Below are 25,461 nucleotides of genomic sequence, written 5' to 3' on the forward strand. Positions count from 1 at the left end.
TTTTTCACTCCATCAAATATTTAAAATCCTCCACCATCTTACCGATATTGCCATTGTAAAAATGGTTGTAATAATGACGATTCAAAACGGTTAACTTGTCATTTTGCTCCCTCAATTCCCGCACTTGTTCAATGAGCGAGAAAATCATAAGGAATTGTTCAGAATCCGCTAGATTACCTAATAACTTTTGTTGCTGGATAAAATGATTTTCAATGTCGCTCAATTTCATGGAACAAACACCATCTTTCCAGTAATTTTTTGGATCTCACTTTTAAATAGACTGGCATCCGAATTTGTATCCGAAAGATGCAGCAACCATATTTCTTGAACCTTAGATAAATCATTAGCCTTTAAAAATTCCTTCACGTTCTCCAAACTAAAGTGGGAGCGCATAAGACGTTTTTTCATCACTTTCGGAACTAATCCACTAGCAATGTTTTCGTTTAGAATATTCATAGAGTAGTTACATTCACACATGATGTGAGTCACCCCTTGGAACTTATAGCGAATGTAATAAGTATCTGTCGCAAACAACAACTTCTCTCCTTGTTGATTAACTAGCAGGAACCCAATCGGTTCCGAAACATCATGCTCAACTTCATAAGGGAGTATGGTCCAGGTGCCTATTTGAAACTGTTCACGGGCTTTCACAGGCTTGATTCTGTACCCGGTAATATTAAGAGTCTCGATGGTACCTTTTGAAGCGTACACGTCGATTCCTGCCCTCATTACATCCTTGATGGATTTACAATGGTCAGAATGTTCGTGTGTAACTAAACATCCTGCAATCGATGACGTTTGAAAATTCAGACCTTTTTGAATTGCTTTATAGCTGATTCCACACTCCAAGAGGAGGGGAGTCGTTCCGTCTGTCACTCGGTAAGCGTTCCCCTTGCTACTGGATGCGAGAGCTGTTATCTCAATCAAAACGGATCCGCACTTCCTACCGGTTCCATAGGTGGTTCTTGTGGTAATTCCTGCAGATCCGGTCTTTCTTCAAACTCCACATCGATAATTTCGCCATTCGCATTATTTTTGATTTCTTCTTCCAATTGAGCTTCTTCTGCCACATCGTCAGCGCGGTTAATATGTTGCATGACTAAACTGCTATCGTCTGAGGAATTCATGAATTTCTTACAAGCCCGGTTAATGACGGTTTTCTTTGCCATTTCCTGTTTAAATTCATCGTGGGTGGAACCTTCTTTCTCAACTGCCTGACCTTTCGCCCAAAATTGAGCTTTACTCCAAGCTTTCCGAAGTTCCTCAATGGTCATTAATTCGTGATAGACGGTGCCGTCATTCATAACGATGGTTGCATATGATCCTTGAACTTTTTCTTTATTGATGTTTCCGAATTTCTGTTTGTGGATAAGATTAGCGATACGGCCGTTTACCATTTCGTAATCTACTTCGTCACCTTCATAAATGACAGCTGCATCGATGCTTTTTGCACTGGTTACGCGTTTGGTAACGGCCATTGTTCCGAAATAAGACCGCTGAAAGGTTAATTGATTTCCATAAACGATAAAGTATCCTTGTTTTTTAGCTGGATTTAGTCCTTGAACCACCATATCTAAAAGAGCGTTGGCAACACTATCCTTTGTACAAACCTCTAATGCAGGTTTTTGGTTGCGGTCCTTTGTGGTTTGTAAGATAAGCCATGCTGATTTCATGGCGTTCTCCGGGCTGTAATTAGCAGGGAAATGAAGCTCATTTTTTTCTTGAAATTCCTTTACCTTTGCGGCGACAACATCCACCGTGTCTTTTTTGATTAAAGCTAGTTGATTACTCATTCTTCTTCCTCTCCTTCTTCATAAACAAATTTGACTTTCTTTCCTTTGTGCTCGATTAAGAAGTTTTCTAATAGGCTTGCGAATCGAGAAGCACCTACAATATCACGTTCCAGCGTTGCATCTTCTGGACATTCATAAAGTGGGTAAGTGCTAATTTGTTCTTTATCATTGATATATAATGTTTCGTGACTAGCTCCATCGGAGTTAAAGCCAGTGACAACCTTCACTGTTACGATTCCACTCATGCGACCACCTCACAATCTACGGTAATTAATGAATCATCTATATGTTCAACCCTTAAAACCTTATCCATTTCCGAAACGACCAAGCTAATGACCTGTGCCTTTGTATCAATCAATTTCGTGACTGCTTCTGCGTTATCTACAAAGATTGGAGCTGAGAAACCATAATGTTCGGAAAGAGTATTTATGATATCTAATCCAACATTGATTTTCGCCGCGTTATTAAGACCTGAGGAGTAAGGTACGCCATCAAAAAGCGTCTCGCATACTTCGGTAAGCCCGCCATTGATCTGCTCCGCAAACAGCTTGAATTTGGCGTATTTGAACTTACTATTGATTCTTTCTTCCAGAAGGTTAACTTTGGTGCGGATAAACTCTTCGGTCAGGTAAAGTTCGCCTTCTAGCTTTTCGAACTCTGCCGCAAGTTGTCTTTGTTGTGCCTCTAATTCTTTGATTCTCATTTGGGACTGTTCCGCGACCGCAAATTTTCCAACCTCACCTTGGAGTTGATCACGTTTGACTTTTAATTCAGCAACCTCACCATAAATAGATTGGATAGACTGGTCAGCGGCTTCTCTAAGCTCGCGAATTTCATTCACTAGGAATTGTTTTTCCTGCAATTTCGCCGCATACTCTGGAATCTCTAAAATGTCCACAATGGTTGTTTCAATCGCTGTTAATTGTTCTTTCAGTTTTCCAACAAACTCTTTTTTCTCCAATAATTGCTCTTGGATTTTTAATATTTCTTGATCGAGTTGTTCATTAGCATTCTTCACTTCATCCAGTTTTTCTTTGGTCTGCTTCCCTTTTTTCTGGATCGATTCTAAGCGATCTGATTTCGTTTTATTGAAAGACGCTAAGGTTTTGTCTTTTGCCGCCTGAACCTGTTCTTCTGGGAGCGATTGTCCACATGTTGGGCAACTACAATCCGACTCGTGAGTAAATACTCGGTCATTGACTTCATGCCATTCCTTTAACAAGCGATCCCTGTTTTCACTTAAGTCTTTTACATTAAAAGTATTCATTTGTTTTCGCTGTTTAATCGAATCGATTTTCGATTGAAGGATCGTAGCATTCGAATTTTCCTCTTGAATCCGAGCTTTCAAGGAATAAACCTTATCGTTTGAATTCGCCTGGTAATCTTGTTTGATTTGAAGCATAGCGATTTCAATTTCTTGAATATCTTTTTGTTTAGATGAAATTGCATTTCCGTTTCGAATGTTGTTAATCAATGTCATCTTTTCATCAATTTCACTATTTAGACGGGCTATATCTGTTTCTAAAGATCGTTTTTCTACCCCATCTAAGTTAGGTAGCGTGCGCTGAATTTCATCGATGCGAACAGGAATCTTATCAAGTTCTTTGTTAATCTCAGCGCGACGAGCTGCAATGACTTTTCGGTGATTCTCGATTGAACGTCCTTGCAAGATGGACGGGAGGGCAGCTAATGATTTCTCGCTTGCGATAACCTCTTCATCTGCAATATCTCCGCAAATTTCAAGAAGAGTTTTTCGGCGATCTTGCCATTTCACTTGCTCGTTAAAATAAGATGGTGAAGTAAGCAGTTTGAAAATATCTTCTTGGATAATCGAATCCACTTTATCCGTATATTCCTTCTTCTTGGAAGGAACCCCGTCGATAAAATAATCAGTGGTATGACCGCTAAATTCTGGCGTTGGGTACCCGCGCTTTTTGGTCCATTTTTCTGTATAAACCTTCTTCAACGTTAGGGTAATACCGCTAATATCGAAGGTAGCTTCCACTTCGTGTTCCAAGTTGTGGAGTTCTTTCCCGCCAACTAAGGTCTTGATAGAAAAATCCTTTTTGTTTTGACTGTCCTTGTCAAAAAGGAGCCAGACAAACGAGTCAAACAAAGTAGTTTTTCCAGTAGCATTATCCCCAAAAATACGTACATTTTGACCATTCATTTCAATCGTGAATTCGCGAACACCCTTGAAATTTTTTAATGAAAGACGAGTGAGTGTTAATTGGGTCATGCTCCTACCTCCTCTTCTTGTTCTAATTTTGCTATTTGGTTTAATAATTCAGCTTTCAGTTTTTCTTTATGATCAGCAAGCCCTGGTAAATCTTTAATGTCCTCGAATTTAGCAAGTGCGAAAATTTTATACCCATCCACCTCGATGAAAATTTCATAAGGGTATTCACTACCATCGCTATTTTCGATTTGTAGATTTTCAAAATGGATTAATTCCTTTTTATTGACATGAACTGCATTACTATGAAAACTAAATCCAAACACACCTTCTTCGCGTAATTCATCAGCTAAGTGTACAAATTCTTTGATTTTATCAATGTTCACGTTTCATTCCTCCTAATATTTTCATTTGATAATCAAACCGCTGTTAGCTACAATGAAAGTAGCTGATTATTTCAATATCCCTGACCAAGCTCCTCGTTGCACCGAGGGGTTTTACTTATTCCTCTCCAGCTGTTTGGCACCAAGCCATTTCAGCAACATATTGCTGGCAGCATTCTGCCTTTTGATGAACCTTAAGCACTTCAATACTGGAACGAATTTCATAATAAGCATCACCTGCGACAATATCCTCTTCACACCCTGCACATTCTCCAAATGTTTTTGGTTTCTCTAAGTGCTCCCAGTGGGCATCAATCACCATCGGATTTTCAATTTCTCTGTAACTCATTAGCAATTTACCCCCTTAATTCGAATGTTTAAGATATCAAGCACATTTTTGATAAGCGCTTTAGGCGATGGATTATTCCATTCGGAATAGAACTGATAAAGATTAAAAATCTTTTCTTCTGGCGACTTATCAATTTCGTAACCGATGTAAAGAGCAACAGTAATAGTTTCAAGTGATAGTCTGTTTAAAAGTTCTCTTTTTCCACTCCATAAATCACGAACGTGGTTTTCAATTACACCAGCTTTTTCTTCACAATGTTCTAGTGCGTTTTCCAGTGCTTCTGCTTGTTCTTTCGTGAGTAATACTTTTTTCATTGTTTTTCTCCTCCTTCCCCATATCTCCAATGACAATCCCGACAATTAATGCAGCTAGAGCGAATAAGTATGATGCGATCATTAGGACAACACCATCCTTGGCACCCAAGCTTCAATGTAATGTAGTGCTGCTTGCATATCTTTTCGCTTAATATCTTTATAACTGGTAACACCAAAACGGTTTCTGATTTCACGGTAAAGTTCTGCAAATAAAGGTGGTCTTAAATCTTTATCTCTTTCTAATTCATAAATCCTTGAGGCGATTCCGATTTGCACCCTTCTTTGTTCGCCGTGATCCAAGGTGATTTGATTTTCTACCATGCCGCGTACCTCTTTGACTTCTTCCTTCACTACTGCAATTTCTTCCGCAGATTCAATGGATAATTTCATGGCCGCTACCAGTTGTTCACGTTCAGATAAAACTTTTGGCTTGTTTAATTCTTGTTCCATCATTTCAAACTGATCAATGTAAGCTTCTTTGAATTTCATTGCTTCTTTTCCTGTGTATCCCATGGCTAAAAGCGTGAATCCTTTTTTGTTCATGTAGAACATTGGTAGATCTTTATTTTGGTTATTTAGGTATGTGGACTCTCCAAAATTGGCGAGTCTAAATTCATCACTACATCCGAGGTTTCTAATATCACGCAAAACCTTGTCGTGACCTTTACCAAAAACCTCTGAAACAATAAGTGAAGTTGTAACTGCTTGATTTTTCTCTGCAAATACTAATTGATTCATTTCTACCTCTCCTAGTGCGATTAAGCTTTTTTATTTTCTTGAACCTTCTAATTTTTCTTTCTTTCGCTTTTCCAGTTCCTTTGGCAATAAGTCTTTCAAAGCAATAGCAATTAGAATTTTGGACTGCTCTTCATTCAAGCGTATTTCCAAGAGAGTTCCTCCTTTCATTCAAATGGGTAATGAACAGCTTCCACTTCACGGAGTAATGCTTTTACATCTTCTGCTGCTTCTTCCAATGTGAAGGTCTCATCTTCTGACAGGTGCAGAAGTAAATTGAGTAAAGCCACCCGAATTTCTGCCATCTTTGCAGCTTCAATGAGATTGCTCATGATTGCCTCCTTAGCTAGTAATGTTAGATTTGTCATTCCCCGGAGGTAACACCTCTTCAAAAATAAATAGCTGTTCGAAATCAGCTCCTGTACATGCATTTAAAATTTTGGCAATAAATTCATTTCCTGGATTACGAAGTCCTCTAAACACTCTGTAAACTTGTTCGTAAGAAACGCCCATTTCTTCCGCAAGAGCCCTTTCATCCCAGCCTTTAAACTTCATATATTCTTTAACTTTCTCAACATTCAATGTTAGTTTCACTGTGTCACCTCCCATTTGTTACCTCTTGGTAATAATATAACATTATCGTTACCAGTAGGCAATAGATAAATCAAAAAAAATTACAACAACTTTTCGATTGTGTAATATTTACCGTTTTTACCTACGGGTAATACTTTTAACAACAAACCATTTACCTGTAGGTAATATTGTATTTAAATAAAGGTAGATACTATTTTCCGATTGAGGTGAAAAAAGTGAATTCGGAAGAAACAACCGAAATTGGAGCTTATATTAAGAAGATACGAGAATCAAAAAATTTAGGCGTAAACCAATTAGCTCAATATGCTGGAGTAAGTGCTGCTCAAATTTCTAGGATAGAGAATGGGAAAAGAGAAAATCCCAAGCCTGAAACGCTTGCAAAATTAGCGAAAGCATTAAAAGTTGATTATGACGAATTAATGAGTAAAGCTGGCTATATTGATACAGATGAAAAAAAGAAAAACGAAGAAATCAACACCGCCTTCCACGATTTTGACAATTTAACGGATGAAGAAAAAGAACATTTAGAAATCCAACTTGAAATTTTCCGGGAACTGAAAAAGAGGAAAATGACTAAAGAACGCAACGAAGATAAATAAAAAGACACCAAGACCTATATTTTTTTGGCTAGGTGTCTTTTTATTTTGGAAAAACATAAGGACTTTTTTCACACGAACATGGGATTACATAATGATAATGTAAAAATTAATTAGGGGCGAAGGAGAACACTAAAAGTGAATCTTATTGAAACGTTAGATACATTAAACAAAGTAGTTAATGATAACAAAGATCTTATTAAAAATGAGGAATCAACGAAACAGTTTTTAATCTTACCGCTCCTCAGAGGACTTGGATACGATATCTATAGCCCTCAAGAAGTAACACCAGAATTCACAGCAGATTTCCATAAAAAAAATGAAAAAGTCGACTATGCTATTTTTGTGAATGGCGTACCCAAAATTTTTGTTGAAGCTAAATCTGTAAACAATAAAATTACAAAAAGCGCTCCGCAACTTAGTAGATATTTTAGTACGTTTCCTAGCGTTCGACTGGGCATCTTAACAAACGGAGTAGAGTATCATTTTTTTACTGATCTAAATGACGCAAATATAATGGATCCCAAGCCGTTTTTTGTATTTAGTATTACAAACTATACTGATGAAGATTTTAACAATTTGATTAAGTTTTCTAAAAACCTTTACGATTATGAAAGCATAAAAATTATGGCCGAATCACTTATTTACTCTCAATCTTTTAAGTCAGTGATTAAGGAGATTTTCGATACTCCTAATGACGATTTCATTAGATTTGTCATAAAAGAACGTTTTAAATTTAAAGTTACACAGCAATTTATTAATACTGCTCGACCTCTGATCCAAAAAAGTATCCACGAAGCTTTATCTGAATTAATTAGTGAGAAATTTGATAATGTTATGCAAAACCAATTGGTACAAGAAGCACCAGCAACTGACATTGCTACACAAGAGGAAAAACGGGTGTATTATACTCCAGAAGAAATTGAATCGTTAGGTTCCTATGAAGACTTTGAGGGAATTAGGATAGTCCTTCCTAATTCTGATTCATATAAAAAATTAATGAAACTATCAACTGGTGTATATTCAGTTGACAAGGGCAATCCAATAAGTGATTTTTTTGTGTCCTCTATACTAATGCAAGGTAGTTCAATTGTGGGATATTTGATCGGACAATATTATAATAAACAAGAAGACACTACACTTTACACAGTAAAATCGAATGAAATTGCTAAATTCTTATCGGAGAATCCAATCGTTGAACAAACTGGCTTTATTAATGCAAAGTTGGGGTACAGAACGAACAAAAATACCAATGAGAAAACATACTATTTGAGAAGTTGCTTATCAAATCTTTCTTTTAAAGATATTCCAAATTTAGTTTCAAAAGTGGATAACGTTGATGAATTTTTTAAAAGTATTCAGTGAATAAATTAATAAATATGATTTCAGTAATTCTATTTTTAAATGTCCATAATAGGGACATTTTCTTTTTATTGTAAAATCGAACATATATTCGTATAATAACAATATAATTGATTAGTTTTGGAGGAATGTACAGTGCTAAGTGGATATACTCTCACTGAAACCGAACGGAAAATAGAAAAAATGTTCATGGAGAGAAATATATTAACTCCTTCTGATTTAGCTATTCGAAATGTAGCAAATCTCTTTCAAATAGAATTAGACATTTCAAATAATGGTCCGCAACGGGCGATTTGGGAAGATGATTTTTCCGTAATTTTTTTGGATCCTGACGAAACTGAAGAAAATCAAAGAAAGATCTTCTTTCATGAACTAGGTCATCCCATCTTACATTGTGGGGATCAAACCAAGAATATGAGTAAAAAATTTAGGGAGCTGCAGGAAGCTCAGGCAAATCAATTTCAACTTTATGCTGCTATCCCCTTTTTCATGCTAAAGGAACTTGAACTTCCGCCCTACGAGTATCAGATTATTAAGTTGATACAAATGGTATTTAAAGTCCCGGAATCATTAGCAAGAAAGAGAGTAGAACAAATCAAACGGCGGATTCTTCAATCTAAAATAGATATTCTTTTACCTAGTCTACCTGTCCCGCCTACTAAAATTGCTGAAGAAAAGGAGCAATATGAAATGGAAACTTATCCTTTGTTAGAAGATTTATTCTCACCAAATGAAATCAAGCAATATTTCTCCACTAAAGTAAAAAGAAAAAACAAGGTCTATTTTGATGTTGATGAAGGTCACCCTATTCCCCGTTGGTATTGTATTGAGGTGAATCGTGGTGAAGTGAACTGGGGCAAGAAAATGCATCTTTTTCCTATTGACGATGAATTTGAGTTTTTACCCATGTCGGAATTTCAAAATAGTGACTCAGATGCACATGTAATGGAATTGTTTCTTCATCCCTCCTATCCAAATGATTTTGCCATCAATTTAAAGGCCATAAAGAAACAACTAAATTTTTTTAATGTGGATCCTTATAACATTAATCGAATGATCATCGATGCGAATTATTTAGAGCATTTACTTGAATTGAATATATTCGGAAATCGTTTAATGCAAGTAGTTAATAACGAGGTAACCAATAATTAACACGTACTGACCTTTTATTTTAGATTTATAATGGTTGATGGAGGTGAGAAAACATGAAAGCAGCATTATACCCCAGGGTTTCAACTGAGGAACAGTCAAAAGAAGGATATTCTCTTGCCGCACAATTAGACAAAATGAGAGCCTTCTGCTTTTCTCAAGGCTGGACAATTTACAAGGAATATGTTGAGGAAGGCAGATCAGCAAAGGACATGGAGCGCCCCCAGCTACAGTCGTTATTATCAGATATTCCTCATTTCGATGTGGTATTGGTTTACAAATTAGACCGTCTATCCAGAAATGTTTCGGATATCAATATTCTTCTAAACACTTTCGAAAAAAATAAGGTTGCGTTTAAAAGTGTCACAGAGCCCTATGACACGACAACAGCTCAAGGCAAACTGTTAATCAATATCTTTGCTTCTCTTGCCCAATTTGAACGAGAGCAGCTGGCAGAGAGAACTTATATGGGGATGGCTAGAAAGCACGAGGAAGGTTCCCGTAATGGAGGCCGTGCTCCTTTTGGTTATTATCTGGACGATCAAGGTAAGTTGGCTATTGATGAAGTAGAGGCGAAGTGGGTACGATGGATGTTCGAAGCATTTCATACCAAGGGTAAAAAGATGATCACTGAGGAACTAAATAAAAACGGGATACGAACAAGAACAGGCGCTCACTGGAATCATAGTGCTGTAGACTATGTAGTGACCAATCCTGTCTATTATGGAGCTCTAAGGTGGAATTACCGTACGAAGCAAGGCAACCGTACCTATGAGGAAGTGATAGTCGAAGGAAACCATCCAGCTATCATCACAAAGGAAAATTATGATGAAATCAAGAAAAAACGGAAAGACCGTAAAAATACAGGCTGGAAATCAAGAACGGTTTATCCTTTTTCTTCTGTTCTACGATGCGCCCGCTGCGGACATTCCATGTCAGGTGGAAAAAGGAATCGAGCTGACGGAACCGTGCACCGGTTTTATAAATGCTCTGGCCGCTTTGAATATAAAATTTGTGATATGCCTGTAATTGCTGAGGATACCATTGAACAAGAATTTATTAAATCTCTTGAATATCTACCAGTTGAAACCGACGCTCCTGATCAGCAAGAAGTTGATACAAAAGAAATCAAGAAAGAACTAAAACGGATTGAAGAACGGAAAGCGCGCTGGAAAGAGTTATATGTGGATGGAGATCTAACGAAAAAGGATTACAAAGAAAAAATGAATGCCGAAATAGAAAAAGAGAACGAATTAACTCGCTCTCTCGAAATTAACCAAGAAACTCCAACATCTGAAGTGATTAATACTATCATCGAAAACATTAAAACCAAATGGCAGGATATCTCGTTAGAGAATCGAAAACGAATCTTAACCACCATTTTTGATACGGTTCAAATCGAATGTCTCAAATCCCACTCAGGTGGTTTGGGTGAACGACCAGTAATTGAAATCAAAGAAACCACTTTTAAATAGCCTTAACACAGGCTTTTTAATTAACTTCAATCGGTTGAGTTATGACCGTCACGCGACCCCGAAGGAATATTCAATTCTTAAATTAATCATAGTATAATCTATGGTAACAGTAAAGGGAAACGCACTAAAAAGTATTTTCATACTAAAATTATTTGATTGTTATTTCACATAAAATCCATAAGCTAAGGTGATTGCTTCTTCCCTTAGCTTGCTTCCATTGAAAGAATTAGTTTACTCTTTATAAGTCTTTACTGGTAAATAAATATCAAAGTGAAGCTCCCCAGAAGCATAAAGATGATTATGCTCTTCTTTATATACTTCTATACTTAATGCATTGTGATCCTGTTCATAGCCATATTCTTTCATCCAGGCATATATTTGTTGATATGTATTTTCGACTTCCTCTTGCCTTCCTTTATGGGTAGCAAAAACATAATTTTTACTCGGAATCGTAAATCCAACCATACCTTCGGGAATTTCGTCAATTTTTTCTACGGGCGTTGTTACATAATAGGTGAACTCTGTTTCCCGGCTATGAAAAGGTGCAATCAAGACAGGTTCTTTCGTTTGATAGGATACTTCTTCTAGTCGATTAACCATTTCTTGAAAAAGACGTGGAAGTTTACTGATTTGTGAGTAAGTGCCATTCCATGAAATCCCAACAACTTTCATTTCTTCTTTTTCTATTACCTGGATACTCATGCTAATCCCCCTTTTGAATCATCATATTAATATAATTCTAATCATAGCCCATAAATTCCTGCAAAAATAGTTCGACTAATCATTTAAAAAACTGACGAGACCTCAGCTCCTGTTACTTTGAAAAAAGACCGCTCAACTAAATGAACGGCCTTTACTAGTTTAATAGTCACTTTACTTCTTGAGGAATAGCTAGATTTAGCCCTTTGGCTACTTTCTCACCATATTCTGGGTCTGCTTTGTAGAAATGTTGGATTTGACGAAGCTTTATGTCATCCCTCTCAACTGGCTTCATTGCGCCTACCACTGTTTCAATTAAGCGGGCACGCTCGTCTGCTGACATTAAGCGATATAAATCACCGGCTTGTGTGTAGTGGTCATTTTGATCATAGGCTACTTGTTCTGCAAGGCCATTAACCTGGAAGGCAGTTTGTTTATGTTCAGGTTCCTCCTTTGGTCCTCTAAAACTGTTTGGCTCATAGTAAACCGCACCACCACCATTATGATCGGAACGCATCGCCCCATCACGTTGATAGTTATTTACTTCTACCTTTGGACGATTAATTGGGAGCAAATTATGATTCGGTCCTACACGATAGCGGTGGGCATCCGAATAAGCAAATAGTCGGCCTTGAAGCATTTTATCCGGCGAAGCCTCAACACCAGGGACCATTGTTCCAGGAGAGAATGTGGCCTGCTCGACTTCTGCAAAATAGTTTTCCGGATTACGGTTGAGCACCATACGTCCAACCTCGATTAATGGGTAGTCCTTATGTGACCATACCTTTGTGACATCAAACGGATCGAAGCGATACTTTTCGGCATCTTCAAAAGGCATGATTTGAACATGGAGTCTCCATGCTGGGAAGTCACCCTTGTCAATTGCATGAAATAAGTCTTCCGTATGGTAATCAGGATTATCTCCAGCTAACTTACCAGCAAGCTCTGGTGCCATATTCTTAACACCTTGTTCGGATTTAAAGTGATATTTGACCCAAACTGCCGCCCCATCCGCATTAACCCATTTAAAGGTATGGCTGCCATAGCCATTCATGTGTCTAAGTGTTGCTGGAAGTCCTCGGTCACCCATTAAATAGGTAACTTGGTGTAAGGATTCAGGTGACAGTGACCAGAAGTCCCAAACTGCAGTTGGATTTTTCAAATGGGTTTTAGGATCTCTTTTTTGAGTATGAATGAAATCAGGAAATTTAATCGCATCGCGAATGAAGAAGACTGGCGTGTTGTTCCCTACTAAATCATAGTTTCCTTCTTCCGTATAAAACTTAACAGCAAAGCCACGCGGATCGCGAACTGTATCAGCTGAACCAAGTTCACCTGCAACAGTTGAGAAGCGAATAAACATAGGTGTACGTTTTCCAACGCTATTAAACAATTTTGCTCTTGTATATTTTGACATATCATTGGTCACTTCGAAATAGCCATGTGCTCCGGCACCTTTGGCGTGGACCACACGCTCAGGAACTCTCTCACGGTTAAAGTGTGCCAATTTTTCTAGTAAATGTACATCTTGAATCAATGTTGGTCCACGTGATCCAGCCGTCATCGAATTTTGATTATCACCGACTGGTGCTCCATTTCCTGTTGTTAAATGTTTGTTGCCATTACCCATTTGATCACCTCATAAACTATTTTTTTAAGCTTAAACAAATTATAATATAAATCTTATTAAAATCAATACTAAATTATAATTAATATAAATTAATATTGATTATCAACAGGATAACATGTACCCACTATTACATAGGTATTAAAAATTAATGACGTTATTCCAAAAATGAGAAATAACGTCCAAAAATTTTTATTTTAATGTTAGTAAGCCCTTAGTTGTGATTAAAATTGTCCGCGGACGTCACTCATGTTCATTCTACCATATTTTAACATGATTATAAGAATATTTTAAAGAATATGAACATTTTAAGGCAAGTTAAAGAATTAATTGTTAAATTTTAATTTGGACGAATATAGCTTATAATGTAGTTAACACTTTAATAGGAGGATTTTTTATGAGTGATTCAAACCAAACCAATCCACAGGAAGAACCGAAGAAGAAAATAAGTCTTCAAGAAGCGATGAAACAGCAGTTGGAAAATAAGAAAAACAAAGCAGCCGGAGGAAATCCAAGCTCAAATAGCTCACAGGCAACTAAAAAGCTGCAAAGCCAGCAGACTAAAAAAGTAAGTAATTCACGGAGAAAAATGGGTGTCTAGTGGTCAAAATAGAGTAGACATTGTCCCAGGAACTTTAGTCAAAATAGTCCTAAAAGCAGATCAAAGAAGTGGGAAACTCACTGAGGGAACTGTTAAGGATATATTGACCAAGTCAAGTTTTCACCCTCATGGCATTAAAGTGCGGCTGACAGATGGTCAAGTTGGCAGAGTCAAGGAAATCAATCGTTAAACCAACCCTCTACATTTTTGTAGAGGGTTTTTTGTAAATGGGACGCTCATTCATTGTTCACACAGAGTGCTTTTTCCAATAAAAAACAGACCCAAATGCTTGGGCCTGTTTTATCGGCGGGTCATTATGCTTTACGGACGTTTACTGCTTGTGGTCCACGTTGACCACTTTCAATTTCAAACGTAACCTCTTGACCTTCATCTAATGTTTTGTATCCTTCGCCTTGAATAGCCGAGAAGTGAACAAATACATCTTCTCCACCTTCACGCTCAATGAATCCAAAACCTTTTTCACCGTTAAACCATTTTACTTTACCATTTTCCATTTTTGTAGCCTCCTAGCATGTAACAATTACATGTAAATTGCAAATTGACTTGCCCAATTATTTTTACCCATTTATGGATTGCATATACCAAACTAATTCCTAAAAAATTTTATCGTCCATATTTTATTTTGACAGCACCCATTTACGGATTGCCTGCGCTACTCCATCCTCTTCATTGGTTGCTGTTACCCAGTCAGCGGACTCCTTTACCGTATCCTGAGCATTTCCCATTGCTACACCCAAACCCGCAGCTTTGATCATCGCTAAATCATTAAGGCTATCTCCTACGGCCATAACATTTTTCATTTCCAAACCCAGCCGGCTGCAAACAATCCCAAGTCCCTTCGCTTTATTTATTCCAGCTGGATTTACTTCAATGTTCTTCAGGGTTGAATTGCTTAATTCAAATTCACCTTTAGCCTGTAATTCATTAAAGATTAGTGCTCTTGTTGCGTCATCATCGATGTTAAAGCCAAATTTCATCCATTCCAGTGTATGTAGGTCAGCCGGCATTTCATTATGCCAATTTCGCTCCGTACTAATCGCCCAAAATTTTGTGTTATGCTGTTGAGATAACCCCCACATCCACTCAACCAGTTCCGATTTGACCAAATTCCTTTCCACTAATTCCCTTTTCTCATCCCAAATTTCACTTCCATTTACCGTTACCAAATATGAATTCAGCTCCAATGAATCAGCATGCTCTCGACTAGTAATCACAGAACGTCCAGTACTTAGAACGACAAAAATCCCTTTATCCTTTGCAGCTCTGATTGCCTGGCGATTTGCTTCCGATATCTGGCCTTTGTTATTTAAAAGTGTGCCATCCATATCCAGTGCTACTAATTTGATTTCAACATCATTTTTAAAATTATCCATATGTATTAACGTGCTCCCTTCTAACTTTTCCCATTATAAGATTAACACCATTACTAAAAACTAATCAAACAATTAAGTTTACATAATACATTTACGTTAAACAAAGAAAACCACCTGCGAATTTACATATATCCATAACACATGAGTACCATAAAGTAACATATAGGCACTCTTTTGCATATAGTACCCATAAGCCAAAGGATAGAAAGGTGTTTAAAGATGCCATCGGTTGTAATCAATTTATATTATTTAAAAATCAATAGTATTTCGGGAAATGGTTCCATAACTATAGGGGAAGCAGCTCATAATAGTCCCACTTCCAATAGTAAATCACAAGGAATTAATGCTTCATATGGAGATACTTCACCGACTGAAGCAATGATGGAAAACCTTTTAAATGATCCTGACGTCAATGATCAAACTTCAATTGGAACTACTGATGTTTCCAATGTAAACCAACCCATTCAACCTGTACCACCAATCTAACATTATAGGGGTTTTATGATATGCCATTTCAAATAAATATTTTAAATTTTAAGATTAATGGAGCTGCGCAAAACGGAAATGTTGATATCGGTCCCACTGTGCATAACAGCCATACTGCTAATAGTAAATTTGTCGGAGCAAATTTTTCTTTAGGTGATTTTTCACCTGCTTCTTCTCTTATGAACTCAGGTAATATAGATACAGATATTAGTGATCAGGATCAAATAGCTAACCCTTCTATGCCTATTGCCAATCAACTTTAAAGGAGTAGTAAGATGGATATAGAAAAAATGAGAAAATGGCTAGAGATTACAAATGAGTATAGAGAGAGCAATTTTTGGTCTAGTGTACTTAAGCAAAAACATCCTGATGAATTTTTTAGAGAAGCGGTATGTAATCCAAAATTTGATTTATATCAAAATGAACATTATTATTTTATTATTGTTGAAATACCTGGAGTAAATCAAGAAGATCTTTCAATTAACTTAATCACAAATACACATTTAAAAATTAATGGCAGAATAAAGCCGGTTCTACCATTTGAAATGGAAATGAAAAGAGAGCGAATCTATGGTGATTTTGAACGCGTCATTGAACTTCCAGAACCAACAAATGCACATTTAATGCAAACACAAATTTATAATGGACTACTTCATATATCCTATCCTCGAAAAAGTGTGTTGAATAATTTTCAATAGAAAGAAAAGAATATAGTCAAAAAAAAAACGCAGTGAACTCACAAGCGTTTTTTCTTGTTTTATTAATGGTGATGATGTACGCCCATTGTTGGGTTGGTAATTAGCCATTCTTCTTTTGGTAATTGGAAATATTGAATCCAGATATTATTTAAGGTCGGATCATTTTTATCAAGAATAAAGTCAATTTCTTTATCACTTGTAACCACCACATCATTTTCTGTTAGAGTATCAAGCTTTAAATCATAATGGGCGTGGTCCCCGTGGATACTTGTCACATATACTCGAAACAATTTCCCTTGTGCCTCTTCTTGTTCCATCATTTTCTTCAATGCTTTTGCTGCATTCCGATTAACTTTTACCTTCATTTTTTGCTCTCCTCTATCTATGTATTCCTTTATATTATCCCACTTTAAATCCAAAATAGACAATGTTTAGCTTTGAAACAACAAAAGACATAAATGCACTTTTTGTAAAATCAACTTACCTAATTTTTCCTAGGAAGGGATTTTAAAACCTTAACAAATTTGTCACAATTTAATCCAAAAACCTATATTAACATCACAGCAAAGTTGTTAATATAGATTTTAGGAAATACCTATAGACTAATTAATATTAAATAATAATTAATTTAAATTAATCCATCTCTAACAAAGAAGAAAGGAATTAGTCTGGTTTTATTTGTGAATGAATTCACGATAATCATATCAAAAAATGAACATTCTAGAAGGGAGAAATATTCATGTTTAAAAAAAGCTACATCATTCCACTGTTAGCTTTAGTACCAACTTTACTTTTAAGCGGCTGTACGAATATGGTCGTCTTTGATCCAAAAGGCCCTGCCGCACGTGACATTCTAGAATTAATTAACTGGTCACTTATTTTTATGCTGTTAGTGGTTGTCGTTGTATTCGGTTTATTTGGATATATCATTTGGAAATATCGTGCGAAACCTGAAAATGCAGATTACGAACCGCCTGAAGAACACGGAAGTACAAAATTAGAGATTATTTGGACTGTCATTCCTATTCTGATTGTTATTGCTTTAACGATTCCTACTGTTAAAACAATCTATAAATTAGAGAAAGTACCTGCCGGGTATGAAAATAAAAAACCTATTACCATTAATGTAACATCAGCTGATTGGAAGTGGATTTTTAGCTATCCGGAACAAGGGATCGAGACAGTGAACTATGTGAATATTCCTGCTGGTACTCCGGTACAGTTTAAGTTAACCTCTGCTGGTACAATGCAATCCTTCTGGGTTCCTGCTTTAGGTGGTCAAAAGTATACTATGAACAAGATGGAGACAGAGTTGTATCTCACAGCAGACAAGCCTGGAGAATTTCTAGGTAGAAATACAAACTTTAACGGCAAGGGATATGCTGATATGGAATTTACAGTTGAAGCGAAATCCCCGCAAGCCTTTGAAAAATGGGTAAAGGAAGTCAAGGATACTGCCCCAAAGTTAACTGAAAAGAAATACAATCAACTTCTTAAGCCTACACACTTAGGTCGTGAAACATTCCTGGGAACTCATCTAGCCTGGGTAAATCATGCTGATATGAATTCTAAAACTTATACAAATCCTGAATTGTACGAAGTACATGGCGTCAAAGGAAAGATTTTTAAAGAGAAAGAAACAAATGGTCATTCCATGGACATGGATGGAATGGAAAGTATGGACATGGGCGAAAAATCAGATGGAGGTGAGCACAATGGGCATTAATTGGCATGACTTTTTTATCGTCGGCAACCCATTAATACTAGGTTCTCAGATTGCGATTCTATTAACAATGATAGGAATTGTAGCAGGGGTTACCTATTTAAAGAAATGGAAATGGCTTTGGAGAGAATGGTTGACAACCGTTGATCATAAACGGATTGGGATTATGTACATTCTTTCTGGTGTGCTGATGTTTTTCCGGGGAGGCGTAGACGGTCTTTTAATGAAGGCTCAAACCTCTCGTCCAGAGATGAAATTTTTAGATGCGCAGCATTACAATGAAATTTTTACCACACACGGTGTGATCATGATTTTGTTTGCGGCGATGCCATTATTAATTGGTTTAATGAACGTGGTGATTCCGCTGCAAATTGGTGCGCGTGACGTGGCATTCCCACAACTTAACGCTCTAAGCTTCTGGTTGTTCTTTAGTGGTGCCATGTTGTTTAATATTTCGTTTGTCATTGGCGGGTCCCCGGATGCAGGATGGACAGCCTACTTCCCTCTTGCAGGTAAAGAATTTACTCCTGGGATCGGAAATAACTATTACGCTATTGCCCTGCAAATTGCCGGGATTGGTACGTTAATGACAGGAATTAATTTTATCGTAACTATCTTAAAAATGAGAACTAAAGGCATGACACTAATGAAAATGCCAATGTTTACTTGGACTTCATTCATTGCATCGGTTATTATTGTGGCTTCCTTTCCAATTTTCACTGTTGCACTTGCCTTGATGACCTTTGACCGGATCTTTGGAACGCACTTCTTCACCTTAAGCGGTGGCGGTATGGATATGATGTGGGCCAACTTATTTTGGTTATGGGGTCACCCTGAAGTATATATCGTGGTTCTTCCAGCATTTGGGATGTTCTCTGAGGTTATTTCAACCTTTTCTAGAAAAATGCTGTTCGGTTATAAATCAATGGTCTTCTCCATTGTGGGAATTGCGTTTTTAAGTATGCTTGTTTGGGTTCACCACTTCTTTACGATGGGGGCCGGACCAGGAGTCAACTCTGTTTTCTCCATTACGACGATGATGATTGCTATTCCAACTGGTGTCAAAATATTTAACTGGTTATTCACGATGAGAAAAGGTCGAATCGAGTTTACAACAGCGATGCTGTGGGCGCTTGCGTTCATTCCTTGCTTTATCATTGGTGGTGTAACTGGGGTAATGCTTGCCATGGGTGCTGCAGATTATCAATATCACAATACCCTATTCCTTGTCGCTCATTTCCACTATGTGTTAATTCCTGGTGTTGTGTTTGCGGTGTTTGCCGGGTTATATTACTGGTGGCCAAAAATGTTCGGGCATATGCTAAATGAAAAAATTGGTAAAATTCATTTCTGGTTCTTTACGATTGGATTTAACTTAACGTTTATGCCTATGTTCTTCCTAGGCTTAGACGGTGCTGTCCGCCGTTCATACACGTATTCAGCTGAATCAGGCTATGCACCATTATTCATGTTATCTACCATTGGCGCAGTGATTTTAGCTATCGGCTTTGGTGCTCTTTGCTATAACATTTATTGGAGTGCACGCTATGCGGACCGAAATATTTCAAATGACCCTTGGAATGCAAGAACCTTAGAATGGGCTACTGCTTCACCACCTCCATTCTATAACTTTGCAAAATTACCTGAAGTGAAATCTGTTGATGCCTTCTGGTATATGAAAAAGGATAACGAAGGATTGACCCTGAAAGACGACGAAATTAAAGAAATCCATATGCCAAGTAATTCAGGTTTACCAATCTATATGGGGGTTATCTTTGGCATCGCCGGATTCTTCCTTGTCTTTGAATGGAAAATTGCGGCTCTTGTTGCCTCTGTTGGTATAATTATTGGATTAATCATTCGTTCGTTTGATTATAACGATGGCTTCCATGTTACTGTTGACGAAATAAAGGAAACGGAAAAAGCATGGCGTAACGTCGATAAAGGGGGGAACAGCCATGTCAGCTAATGTAAATACAGCCTTACCGCTCGAATATCAAACAGAACAGAACCGGATGAATATTCTAGGATTCTGGATTTTCCTAGGAGCTGAGATTGTCCTCTTTGGAACTCTCTTTGCGGTCTTTTCTGTTCTAAGTGCGAGGTACGCAGGTGGTCCCACACCAAAGGACCTTTTTGAAATAAAAGATGTGATGATTGAAACCATACTTCTTTTAACAAGTAGTTTTACTTGTGGTCTTGCGATCTATGAGATGCGCCGCCATAACCGTAATGGTCTATTATTATGGTTCATTATTACCCTTCTACTTGGTGCGGGTTTCGTATTCATGGAGATTACGGAGTTCATCCATTATGTGCACGAAGGAGCAACAATGCAAACTAGTGCTTTTCTATCTAGCTTCTTTGTTTTACTTGGTACTCATGGACTGCACGTGAGCATGGGTATCGGCTGGGCTACAATGGTGATTATTCAAATATTAAAAAGAGGTTTAACACCTGTTACTGCCCGTAAAACATTTATTATCGGTCTATATTGGCACTTTTTAGATGTTGTCTGGATTTTTATTTTCACATTTGTGTATTTAGCAAGGATGGTGGCATAAATGGCTAAAAATACCAAGGGGTTTCCGCTTACGCACGTGTTAGGTTTTATCATGTCATTGGTACTAACCTTTGCTGCACTTGGTGTGGCACTAAAAACCTCTCTTCCCTTTACAACCATCCTCTGGATTATAGGCTCTTTAGCTGTAATCCAAGCTGCCCTTCAATTATATATGTTCATGCATATGAACGAAGGGGAAGATGGTAAATCCCAAATCATCAACGTCATCTACGGCTTCTTCATTGCCTTCGTAACCGTTGCTGGATCCATTTGGGTCATGTCGTTTGGAATGTAATTAGAAAAGCGGAAGCACCTTTTTCAGGGGCGACAGGCATAAAACGAGCCGGCGTGAAGGTTGATTTTTACCTTCAGGACGGATTGGCTTATGACCCCCGAGCCCCTAGGTGCTGGAGCTGGACAGTTATCTAAGTTCAAGAACCAATACATTCTTATAATGAAATAGGGTGTCAGGCACCATGTGATAATTTCACATGGTGCCTGACACCCTTCTTTATTTTGGACTATTTTTTCTTTTGTTCCGAACTAATTGGTAGCCAATAAAAGCGATATAAAGCGGTATTGCTACGTATATGAAGTACGGAAAGCGGTGCTGTTCTTTTTTAAAGACAAGGTATATGGCGTATCCCAAAAATAGTGTGACGATAATTCCATATTTTGGCAGCGGGATATCCTTAAGGCTAGGAATTTTAATGGTACTAACCATCAAGTAGCACAGAATAAAAAAGGCAAAAGGAAGGATAATCGCTGGCATTTTCCCGTGGAACAAGGTAAGGAGTGTTAACAATCCCCCTGCGGCCGTTATTGGGACACCAGTAAAATACTTATTGGAAGATTTGACCGCATTAATATTAAACCGAGCTAACCGATAGGCACCGAATAAAGGAAATAGGCCAGAAATGGCCATACCAGCTACCCCAAACTCTGAGAAATACGAATAATATGCCATCATTGCTGGTGCCACCCCAAAGGTAACCACATCTGCTAAGGAGTCTAATTCTTTCCCCAATTCACTATCCACCCGTAACATTCTTGCAATTCGGCCATCCATGCTATCGAGCATCATCCCTATCAAAATTAAAATGGCTGCGTTTTTGTAATCCCCTTGCGCAGAATACATAATTGATAAAAATCCAAAAAATAAATTAGAAATCGTAAATAAATTAGGAATACTGTTTCTGATGATATGTATCACTCCATACTAATTAAGATAATCATGCAATACCCTTTTCTCGTTGTTTCTTCTTATTATAACGTTTCTCTTGGTAATATTGAAAAAACAAAATCGCCGTTGTAATCCAGAACCCACTTGCAAAATAGCCGCCGATTATATCGCTTGGATAATGGACACCTAAATAGATTCGGCTGATTCCGATTGCTAAAATCATTACCATGCTTACGGAGATTAACACACCTCTGCCAAACCTGCTTGGAATATGACGCCATAATAAAAACGAAAGAATACCATAATCCGTAAAAGCATTCATCGCATGTCCACTTGGAAAACTATAGCCTTCAATATCAATTAAACGATGGAAATCAGGACGGACTCTTTGAAAAAACTGCTTTAAGATAGCATTTAATATCGCCGATCCCGTGATTGCCGCAACAAACAATATTAATTCCAAGCGATGATGAAGTACTTTATAGAGAAAAAATAACAGAAAAAGACTAAGAACAATGACAAAAGGGGCAGAACCAATAAACGTAAAAAATTTCATCACAGTTGTAAGAACCAATGTTTCAGACCCTTGGACCATATCAATTACCGTACGGTCAAAATAGATGATTTTCTGATCACTTATCAATAAGGATATCAAACTAAAGCCAATTATGGAAACAGTACTAATACTAAAGGCAATAACAAGATACGTTTTTAAATTCATCAAATCAAACCTCTCAGGCAAAAAGGATTTGTGATTGTACGATAATAAGGTTCCCTTAGTTTAAGCCTTTACTGTCTATACTATCACTGAGACTTTGAAAAGTATCTCAAAAATGTATGTTCTTAGATAGGAATAATAATAAAAGGCAGAACTTTTTAGTCTGCCTTTTATTAGGCTTAAAATGAATTAATAATTATAAAGTCTCTGGTTCTTTTCTCAATGGTTCTGTGCTTTTGTCTTTTGAGAAAAACCAGCCTGCGGCAGCAATACCTACCAACACAACATAAAAGATTACTTTCCATCCCATTGAATGCGCAAATTCCTCGCTTAAAATAGCCAATGCTGGATGTGATAAGGTGTAAACTGCAAGCTTCACACCAACCCAGCCTACAATCGTAAAGGCAGCAATCTCTAGACCTGGACGTTTTTCTAAAAGCTTTACAAACTGATTTGCTGCAAACCTCATAATAATTAGACCAATAATCCCGCCGGCGAAAATAACTAAGAATTTACCACCATCCAGACCGCCGATATTAGGCAGTGGAGTGTCTGGTAAAGCAACCGCCATCGCGACAGCAGCAAGAATCGAATCAACCGCAAAAGCAATGTCAGCCACTTCAACTTTTAATACAGTCATCCAAAAGCTGCTTTTTTTTGATCCTTCCTTTTCCTCTTTATCCTCTGCTGCCTTCCCTTTGATTACCTTACGGAATATATGATTTCCAGCCATAAAAAGTAAATAAAGAGCCCCAATTGCTTGAACCTGCCATACATCAACAAGAAATGAAATCACGAACAAGGAAGCAAAGCGGAACACAAAGGCTCCGGCTAAACCATAAAATAAGGCCTTCTTACGTTTTTCCTCGGGTAATTGCTTAACCATAATTGCGAGTACTAAAGCGTTGTCTGCAGCTAACAGACCTTCTAATGCCACCAAGATCATTAACACCCAGCCGTATTCGAGTAACAGAGTTAAGTCCATGAATGTTTCCTCCTCAAAAGTTTGTTTTTTTTAATATACTCCCTTACGCCATAAAAATAGGCCTTTACTGGTTACAGTAAAGGCCTAAAAAAACACAAAAAGACCTTTACAGTAAAGTAAAGGTCTTGCTAACAACGTAAATGTTGCCAATAAAGCCGGAGAATTGAATTCTCGGAATGACGACTTTATTGTAGCAGCTACTCCCCTTTAAAAAGGAAATATTTAATTACTCATACTATAATATAATTCAAGTTTATTGTCAATGTGAGTTTACATGTTTAATAAACTTAAATAGTTACAATTCGTAAACCTCTGCATATTTTTTCTCAAGGTATTCGACAAGGTATTCGGCGTTTAATTCCTCACCCGTTACCTTTACAATCAATTCATTTGGGGTGTAAAGCTTACCGTACTGATGAATATTTTCTTTTAACCAATCTTGAATCAGGTCAAATCTGCCATTTTCGATATGGTTGTAGAATTCTGGAAGTTCTCTTTGAATCGTCACGAGGATCTGCGCTGCATAGAGATTTCCTAATGAATAGGACGGAAAATAACCAATACCGCCAAATGACCAATGAACATCTTGGAGAACGCCTTCTGAGTCAGTACTTGGTGTTACACCAAGGTAATCCTGCATTTTCTGGTTCCAGACAGTCGGAAGGTCTTTCGCTTCGATCTCACCGCTTATTAATGCTTTTTCAATTTCATAACGAAGCATAATATGCAAATTATACGTTAACTCATCGGCTTCTACACGGATAAATGAGGGTTTCACAGTATTAACCGCCCGATAAAATTCATCCACAGAAATAGTTTCGAGCTGTTTCGGAAAATACTCCTGCAGTTTAGGGTATAAGTATGTCCAGAAAGCCTTGCTGCGGCCGACCATATTTTCTAAAAACCTCGATTGCGATTCATGGATTCCAAAAGATGCTCCGCTTTGGAGAACTGATTCCTCATAATCAGGGTTGATATGTTGTTCATAGATTCCATGACCAGCTTCATGGATTGTACCGAATAGTGCGGACCGGACGTTTCTTTCTAAATAACGAGTGGTTAACCGTACATCTCCAGTATTAACGGTTTGGGCAAACGGATGGACTGTTTCATCCAACCTGCCGGCCTCAAGGTCAAAACCAATGATAGGCAAGAAATAGCGATTAAATTCTTTTTGTTTTTCAATTGGAAACGATTGATCAAAAATTTCCGCCTGTGTCCGCTTTCCATTTTGTTGAATACGTTCTAACAGTTTAACACTAGAATCTCTTAACTTGGCAAATAGCGGATCCAGTCTCTTAACCGTTAGTCCAGGTTCAAATTCATCCAAGAGCGCATCGTATGGGTGGTCAACATATCCATATATTTCAGCAAATTTCCGTTTGTACTCAACGATTTTTTCTAAATAGGGCAGGAAGCAGGCAAAATCATTGTTTTCCCTAGCCTCTTCCCAGGCATCATTTGCCTGTGCTGTTAGAATGCTATATTCCTGAAAAAGGTCAGCAGGAATGCTCTTCGATTTTTGGTAGTACGCTCTATATTCTCTAACTTTTGCTTTTGTTACTTCATCTAATAAATCAAAGTTGTCAGGAAGAGTTAGTTCAGCTAGCAAGTCGCCCATTTCCTGAGAGACAGAGAGTTTGAAAATTTCCGTCCTTAGTGTGCCAGTTGCCTTGGCAAAGATACTTCTCCCTTTTTTCGGTGCCATGACCTTTTGATCCCAATCAGCCAAACCGATGATACTTGAAAAATGGGTGATTTTTTCATCCAAACCCTTAAATTGAGCTATTGCCCTTTGTACCACTGGATCGATCACTTTCTGTTCCATAATATACAGACCTCCTAATCAATCTCATTT

General features: G+C 37.6%; 33 protein-coding genes. 13 read left to right on the top strand and 20 right to left on the bottom strand.

From position 1 onward, the window contains the following. Positions 1–4 precede the first annotated feature (4 nt). The 11 genes from J7E63_RS12935 to J7E63_RS12985 form a co-directional block, all read right to left on the bottom strand. A complete protein-coding gene (locus J7E63_RS12935) occupies positions 5–229 on the bottom strand; it encodes a hypothetical protein (protein WP_215012774.1) in 225 nt (74 codons plus the stop codon). After that, on the bottom strand, positions 226–927 hold the full coding sequence (locus J7E63_RS12940; RefSeq protein ID WP_215012776.1) for an MBL fold metallo-hydrolase: 702 nt from the start codon (positions 925–927) through the stop codon (positions 226–228). The genes J7E63_RS12935 and J7E63_RS12940 overlap by 4 nt, the downstream gene beginning before the upstream one ends. Continuing rightward, positions 924–1,793 carry a recombinase RecT gene (locus J7E63_RS12945; RefSeq protein ID WP_215012778.1) on the bottom strand — a complete coding sequence of 290 codons (870 nt, stop codon included), beginning with the start codon at positions 1,791–1,793 and terminating at the stop codon, positions 924–926. Before J7E63_RS12945 ends, J7E63_RS12940 begins: the two co-directional genes overlap by 4 nt. Beyond that, positions 1,790–2,038, bottom strand: coding sequence for a hypothetical protein (locus J7E63_RS12950; protein ID WP_215012780.1), 249 nt, complete (start codon positions 2,036–2,038; stop codon positions 1,790–1,792). The genes J7E63_RS12945 and J7E63_RS12950 overlap by 4 nt, the downstream gene beginning before the upstream one ends. Next, positions 2,035–4,032: an AAA family ATPase gene (locus J7E63_RS12955; RefSeq protein WP_215012782.1), complete on the bottom strand. Its 1,998-nt coding sequence runs from the start codon at positions 4,030–4,032 to the stop codon at positions 2,035–2,037. The genes J7E63_RS12950 and J7E63_RS12955 overlap by 4 nt, the downstream gene beginning before the upstream one ends. Further along, positions 4,029–4,355, bottom strand: coding sequence for a hypothetical protein (locus J7E63_RS12960; RefSeq protein ID WP_215012791.1), 327 nt, complete (start codon positions 4,353–4,355; stop codon positions 4,029–4,031). The genes J7E63_RS12955 and J7E63_RS12960 overlap by 4 nt, the downstream gene beginning before the upstream one ends. A 115-nt stretch (positions 4,356–4,470) precedes the next feature. Next, on the bottom strand, positions 4,471–4,701 hold the full coding sequence (locus J7E63_RS12965; protein ID WP_215012793.1) for a hypothetical protein: 231 nt from the start codon (positions 4,699–4,701) through the stop codon (positions 4,471–4,473). Continuing rightward, a complete protein-coding gene (locus tag J7E63_RS12970; RefSeq protein WP_215012795.1) occupies positions 4,701–5,015 on the bottom strand; it encodes a hypothetical protein in 315 nt (104 codons plus the stop codon). The genes J7E63_RS12965 and J7E63_RS12970 overlap by 1 nt, the downstream gene beginning before the upstream one ends. Positions 5,016–5,096: 81 nt before the next feature. Further along, complete coding sequence (locus J7E63_RS12975; RefSeq protein WP_215012804.1) at positions 5,097–5,753, bottom strand: Rha family transcriptional regulator; 657 nt, start codon at positions 5,751–5,753, stop codon at positions 5,097–5,099. Positions 5,754–5,917: 164 nt separating this feature from the next. After that, the gene (locus J7E63_RS12980) at positions 5,918–6,082 is read right to left on the bottom strand and encodes a hypothetical protein (protein WP_215012806.1); all 165 of its coding nucleotides are present in this window, start codon (positions 6,080–6,082) and stop codon (positions 5,918–5,920) included. A 10-nt stretch (positions 6,083–6,092) separates the two neighbouring features. After that, the gene (locus J7E63_RS12985; protein WP_308161949.1) at positions 6,093–6,344 is read right to left on the bottom strand and encodes a helix-turn-helix transcriptional regulator; all 252 of its coding nucleotides are present in this window, start codon (positions 6,342–6,344) and stop codon (positions 6,093–6,095) included. Between the two features lie 215 nt (positions 6,345–6,559). Between J7E63_RS12985 and J7E63_RS30125 the strand changes: the two genes are divergently transcribed. The 4 genes from J7E63_RS30125 (at position 6,560) to J7E63_RS13005 (ending at position 10,926) form a co-directional block, all read left to right on the top strand. Next, positions 6,560–6,943, top strand: coding sequence for a helix-turn-helix domain-containing protein (locus tag J7E63_RS30125; RefSeq protein WP_306298936.1), 384 nt, complete (start codon positions 6,560–6,562; stop codon positions 6,941–6,943). Positions 6,944–7,078: 135 nt separating this feature from the next. Then, positions 7,079–8,305 carry a type I restriction endonuclease gene (locus J7E63_RS12995; RefSeq protein WP_215012817.1) on the top strand — a complete coding sequence of 409 codons (1,227 nt, stop codon included), beginning with the start codon at positions 7,079–7,081 and terminating at the stop codon, positions 8,303–8,305. Between the two features lie 132 nt (positions 8,306–8,437). Beyond that, complete coding sequence (locus J7E63_RS13000; protein WP_215012819.1) at positions 8,438–9,454, top strand: ImmA/IrrE family metallo-endopeptidase; 1,017 nt, start codon at positions 8,438–8,440, stop codon at positions 9,452–9,454. Between the two features lie 53 nt (positions 9,455–9,507). Next, positions 9,508–10,926: a recombinase family protein gene (locus tag J7E63_RS13005; RefSeq protein ID WP_215012821.1), complete on the top strand. Its 1,419-nt coding sequence runs from the start codon at positions 9,508–9,510 to the stop codon at positions 10,924–10,926. Positions 10,927–11,157: 231 nt separating this feature from the next. Here the strand turns inward: J7E63_RS13005 and J7E63_RS13010 are convergent, their stop codons facing one another. Continuing rightward, positions 11,158–11,628, bottom strand: a complete 471-nt coding sequence (locus J7E63_RS13010) for a GyrI-like domain-containing protein (RefSeq protein WP_215012823.1) — start codon at positions 11,626–11,628, stop codon at positions 11,158–11,160. 166 nt (positions 11,629–11,794) lie between these two features. Beyond that, on the bottom strand, positions 11,795–13,255 hold the full coding sequence (katA, locus tag J7E63_RS13015) for a catalase KatA (RefSeq protein ID WP_215012831.1): 1,461 nt from the start codon (positions 13,253–13,255) through the stop codon (positions 11,795–11,797). A gap of 394 nt (positions 13,256–13,649) precedes the next feature. On the opposite strand from katA, the gene J7E63_RS13020 reads away from it, so the two are divergent. Then, positions 13,650–13,853 (top strand): hypothetical protein, encoded by a 204-nt coding sequence (locus tag J7E63_RS13020; RefSeq protein WP_215012833.1) that lies wholly within the window; start codon positions 13,650–13,652, stop codon positions 13,851–13,853. Next, the gene (locus J7E63_RS13025) at positions 13,846–14,043 is read left to right on the top strand and encodes a YwbE family protein (RefSeq protein ID WP_088086847.1); all 198 of its coding nucleotides are present in this window, start codon (positions 13,846–13,848) and stop codon (positions 14,041–14,043) included. Before J7E63_RS13020 ends, J7E63_RS13025 begins: the two co-directional genes overlap by 8 nt. Before the next feature lie 124 nt (positions 14,044–14,167). Here the strand turns inward: J7E63_RS13025 and J7E63_RS13030 are convergent, their stop codons facing one another. Together J7E63_RS13030 and J7E63_RS13035 are read right to left on the bottom strand one after the other, a co-directional pair. Beyond that, positions 14,168–14,368, bottom strand: a complete 201-nt coding sequence (locus tag J7E63_RS13030; RefSeq protein WP_168243216.1) for a cold-shock protein — start codon at positions 14,366–14,368, stop codon at positions 14,168–14,170. A gap of 123 nt (positions 14,369–14,491) precedes the next feature. Further along, on the bottom strand, positions 14,492–15,247 hold the full coding sequence (locus J7E63_RS13035) for a Cof-type HAD-IIB family hydrolase (protein WP_215012835.1): 756 nt from the start codon (positions 15,245–15,247) through the stop codon (positions 14,492–14,494). A 219-nt stretch (positions 15,248–15,466) separates the two neighbouring features. Between J7E63_RS13035 and J7E63_RS13040 the strand changes: the two genes are divergently transcribed. The 3 genes from J7E63_RS13040 to J7E63_RS13050 are packed head-to-tail and all read left to right on the top strand — an operon-like array spanning position 15,467 to position 16,431. Continuing rightward, positions 15,467–15,733: a spore germination protein gene (locus J7E63_RS13040; RefSeq protein WP_215012837.1), complete on the top strand. Its 267-nt coding sequence runs from the start codon at positions 15,467–15,469 to the stop codon at positions 15,731–15,733. 20 nt (positions 15,734–15,753) lie between these two features. Next, entirely contained in the window at positions 15,754–15,996 is a 243-nt protein-coding gene (locus J7E63_RS13045; protein WP_215012839.1) for a spore germination protein, read from the top strand. Between the two features lie 12 nt (positions 15,997–16,008). Then, a complete protein-coding gene (locus J7E63_RS13050) occupies positions 16,009–16,431 on the top strand; it encodes an Hsp20/alpha crystallin family protein (RefSeq protein ID WP_215012841.1) in 423 nt (140 codons plus the stop codon). Positions 16,432–16,493: 62 nt separating this feature from the next. Here the strand turns inward: J7E63_RS13050 and J7E63_RS13055 are convergent, their stop codons facing one another. Further along, positions 16,494–16,796 carry an iron-sulfur cluster assembly accessory protein gene (locus J7E63_RS13055; RefSeq protein WP_215012843.1) on the bottom strand — a complete coding sequence of 101 codons (303 nt, stop codon included), beginning with the start codon at positions 16,794–16,796 and terminating at the stop codon, positions 16,494–16,496. A gap of 374 nt (positions 16,797–17,170) precedes the next feature. Between J7E63_RS13055 and qoxA the strand changes: the two genes are divergently transcribed. Genes qoxA through qoxD form a run of 4 tightly spaced genes read left to right on the top strand, consistent with a single transcriptional unit; the run spans position 17,171 to position 21,012 of the window. Continuing rightward, on the top strand, positions 17,171–18,157 hold the full coding sequence (gene qoxA, locus J7E63_RS13060) for a cytochrome aa3 quinol oxidase subunit II (RefSeq protein ID WP_215012845.1): 987 nt from the start codon (positions 17,171–17,173) through the stop codon (positions 18,155–18,157). Beyond that, a complete protein-coding gene (gene qoxB / locus J7E63_RS13065) occupies positions 18,147–20,123 on the top strand; it encodes a cytochrome aa3 quinol oxidase subunit I (RefSeq protein WP_168243209.1) in 1,977 nt (658 codons plus the stop codon). Before qoxA ends, qoxB begins: the two co-directional genes overlap by 11 nt. After that, positions 20,113–20,718 carry a cytochrome aa3 quinol oxidase subunit III gene (gene qoxC, locus J7E63_RS13070; RefSeq protein ID WP_168243208.1) on the top strand — a complete coding sequence of 202 codons (606 nt, stop codon included), beginning with the start codon at positions 20,113–20,115 and terminating at the stop codon, positions 20,716–20,718. The genes qoxB and qoxC overlap by 11 nt, the downstream gene beginning before the upstream one ends. Beyond that, positions 20,719–21,012 carry a cytochrome aa3 quinol oxidase subunit IV gene (qoxD, locus tag J7E63_RS13075; RefSeq protein WP_168243207.1) on the top strand — a complete coding sequence of 98 codons (294 nt, stop codon included), beginning with the start codon at positions 20,719–20,721 and terminating at the stop codon, positions 21,010–21,012. Between the two features lie 216 nt (positions 21,013–21,228). Here the strand turns inward: qoxD and pssA are convergent, their stop codons facing one another. The 4 genes from pssA to J7E63_RS13095 form a co-directional block, all read right to left on the bottom strand. Continuing rightward, entirely contained in the window at positions 21,229–21,855 is a 627-nt protein-coding gene (pssA, locus tag J7E63_RS13080; protein WP_251026664.1) for a CDP-diacylglycerol--serine O-phosphatidyltransferase, read from the bottom strand. A 94-nt stretch (positions 21,856–21,949) separates the two neighbouring features. Then, positions 21,950–22,621 carry a phosphatase PAP2 family protein gene (locus J7E63_RS13085; protein ID WP_215012847.1) on the bottom strand — a complete coding sequence of 224 codons (672 nt, stop codon included), beginning with the start codon at positions 22,619–22,621 and terminating at the stop codon, positions 21,950–21,952. A 193-nt stretch (positions 22,622–22,814) separates the two neighbouring features. Continuing rightward, the gene (locus J7E63_RS13090) at positions 22,815–23,603 is read right to left on the bottom strand and encodes a TerC family protein (protein ID WP_215012849.1); all 789 of its coding nucleotides are present in this window, start codon (positions 23,601–23,603) and stop codon (positions 22,815–22,817) included. A gap of 295 nt (positions 23,604–23,898) precedes the next feature. After that, the gene (locus J7E63_RS13095) at positions 23,899–25,431 is read right to left on the bottom strand and encodes a carboxypeptidase M32 (RefSeq protein ID WP_215012851.1); all 1,533 of its coding nucleotides are present in this window, start codon (positions 25,429–25,431) and stop codon (positions 23,899–23,901) included. Between the last annotated feature and the right edge of the window lie 30 nt (positions 25,432–25,461).

This window comes from Bacillus sp. ISL-75, assembly GCF_018613095.1.

Coding starts and splice junctions, on each gene's coding strand:
- qoxD (WP_168243207.1), top strand. CDS start 20,719: ATGGCTAAAAATACCAAGGGGTTTCCGCTTACGCACGTGTTAGGTTTT.
- J7E63_RS13045 (WP_215012839.1), top strand. CDS start 15,754: ATGCCATTTCAAATAAATATTTTAAATTTTAAGATTAATGGAGCTGCG.
- J7E63_RS13010 (WP_215012823.1), bottom strand. CDS start 11,628: ATGAGTATCCAGGTAATAGAAAAAGAAGAAATGAAAGTTGTTGGGATT.
- J7E63_RS12965 (WP_215012793.1), bottom strand. CDS start 4,701: ATGAGTTACAGAGAAATTGAAAATCCGATGGTGATTGATGCCCACTGG.
- J7E63_RS13090 (WP_215012849.1), bottom strand. CDS start 23,603: ATGGACTTAACTCTGTTACTCGAATACGGCTGGGTGTTAATGATCTTG.
- J7E63_RS13050 (WP_215012841.1), top strand. CDS start 16,009: ATGGATATAGAAAAAATGAGAAAATGGCTAGAGATTACAAATGAGTAT.
- J7E63_RS13085 (WP_215012847.1), bottom strand. CDS start 22,621: ATGAATTTAAAAACGTATCTTGTTATTGCCTTTAGTATTAGTACTGTT.
- J7E63_RS13095 (WP_215012851.1), bottom strand. CDS start 25,431: ATGGAACAGAAAGTGATCGATCCAGTGGTACAAAGGGCAATAGCTCAA.
- J7E63_RS12950 (WP_215012780.1), bottom strand. CDS start 2,038: ATGAGTGGAATCGTAACAGTGAAGGTTGTCACTGGCTTTAACTCCGAT.
- J7E63_RS12935 (WP_215012774.1), bottom strand. CDS start 229: ATGAAATTGAGCGACATTGAAAATCATTTTATCCAGCAACAAAAGTTA.
- J7E63_RS12970 (WP_215012795.1), bottom strand. CDS start 5,015: ATGAAAAAAGTATTACTCACGAAAGAACAAGCAGAAGCACTGGAAAAC.
- J7E63_RS13030 (WP_168243216.1), bottom strand. CDS start 14,368: ATGGAAAATGGTAAAGTAAAATGGTTTAACGGTGAAAAAGGTTTTGGA.
- J7E63_RS12955 (WP_215012782.1), bottom strand. CDS start 4,032: ATGACCCAATTAACACTCACTCGTCTTTCATTAAAAAATTTCAAGGGT.
- J7E63_RS13040 (WP_215012837.1), top strand. CDS start 15,467: ATGCCATCGGTTGTAATCAATTTATATTATTTAAAAATCAATAGTATT.
- qoxA (WP_215012845.1), top strand. CDS start 17,171: ATGTTTAAAAAAAGCTACATCATTCCACTGTTAGCTTTAGTACCAACT.
- J7E63_RS13005 (WP_215012821.1), top strand. CDS start 9,508: ATGAAAGCAGCATTATACCCCAGGGTTTCAACTGAGGAACAGTCAAAA.
- qoxC (WP_168243208.1), top strand. CDS start 20,113: ATGTCAGCTAATGTAAATACAGCCTTACCGCTCGAATATCAAACAGAA.
- J7E63_RS12975 (WP_215012804.1), bottom strand. CDS start 5,753: ATGAATCAATTAGTATTTGCAGAGAAAAATCAAGCAGTTACAACTTCA.
- katA (WP_215012831.1), bottom strand. CDS start 13,255: ATGGGTAATGGCAACAAACATTTAACAACAGGAAATGGAGCACCAGTC.
- qoxB (WP_168243209.1), top strand. CDS start 18,147: ATGGGCATTAATTGGCATGACTTTTTTATCGTCGGCAACCCATTAATA.
- pssA (WP_251026664.1), bottom strand. CDS start 21,855: ATGTATTCTGCGCAAGGGGATTACAAAAACGCAGCCATTTTAATTTTG.
- J7E63_RS13035 (WP_215012835.1), bottom strand. CDS start 15,247: ATGGATAATTTTAAAAATGATGTTGAAATCAAATTAGTAGCACTGGAT.
- J7E63_RS13020 (WP_215012833.1), top strand. CDS start 13,650: ATGAGTGATTCAAACCAAACCAATCCACAGGAAGAACCGAAGAAGAAA.
- J7E63_RS12980 (WP_215012806.1), bottom strand. CDS start 6,082: ATGAGCAATCTCATTGAAGCTGCAAAGATGGCAGAAATTCGGGTGGCT.
- J7E63_RS12945 (WP_215012778.1), bottom strand. CDS start 1,793: ATGAGTAATCAACTAGCTTTAATCAAAAAAGACACGGTGGATGTTGTC.
- J7E63_RS13055 (WP_215012843.1), bottom strand. CDS start 16,796: ATGAAGGTAAAAGTTAATCGGAATGCAGCAAAAGCATTGAAGAAAATG.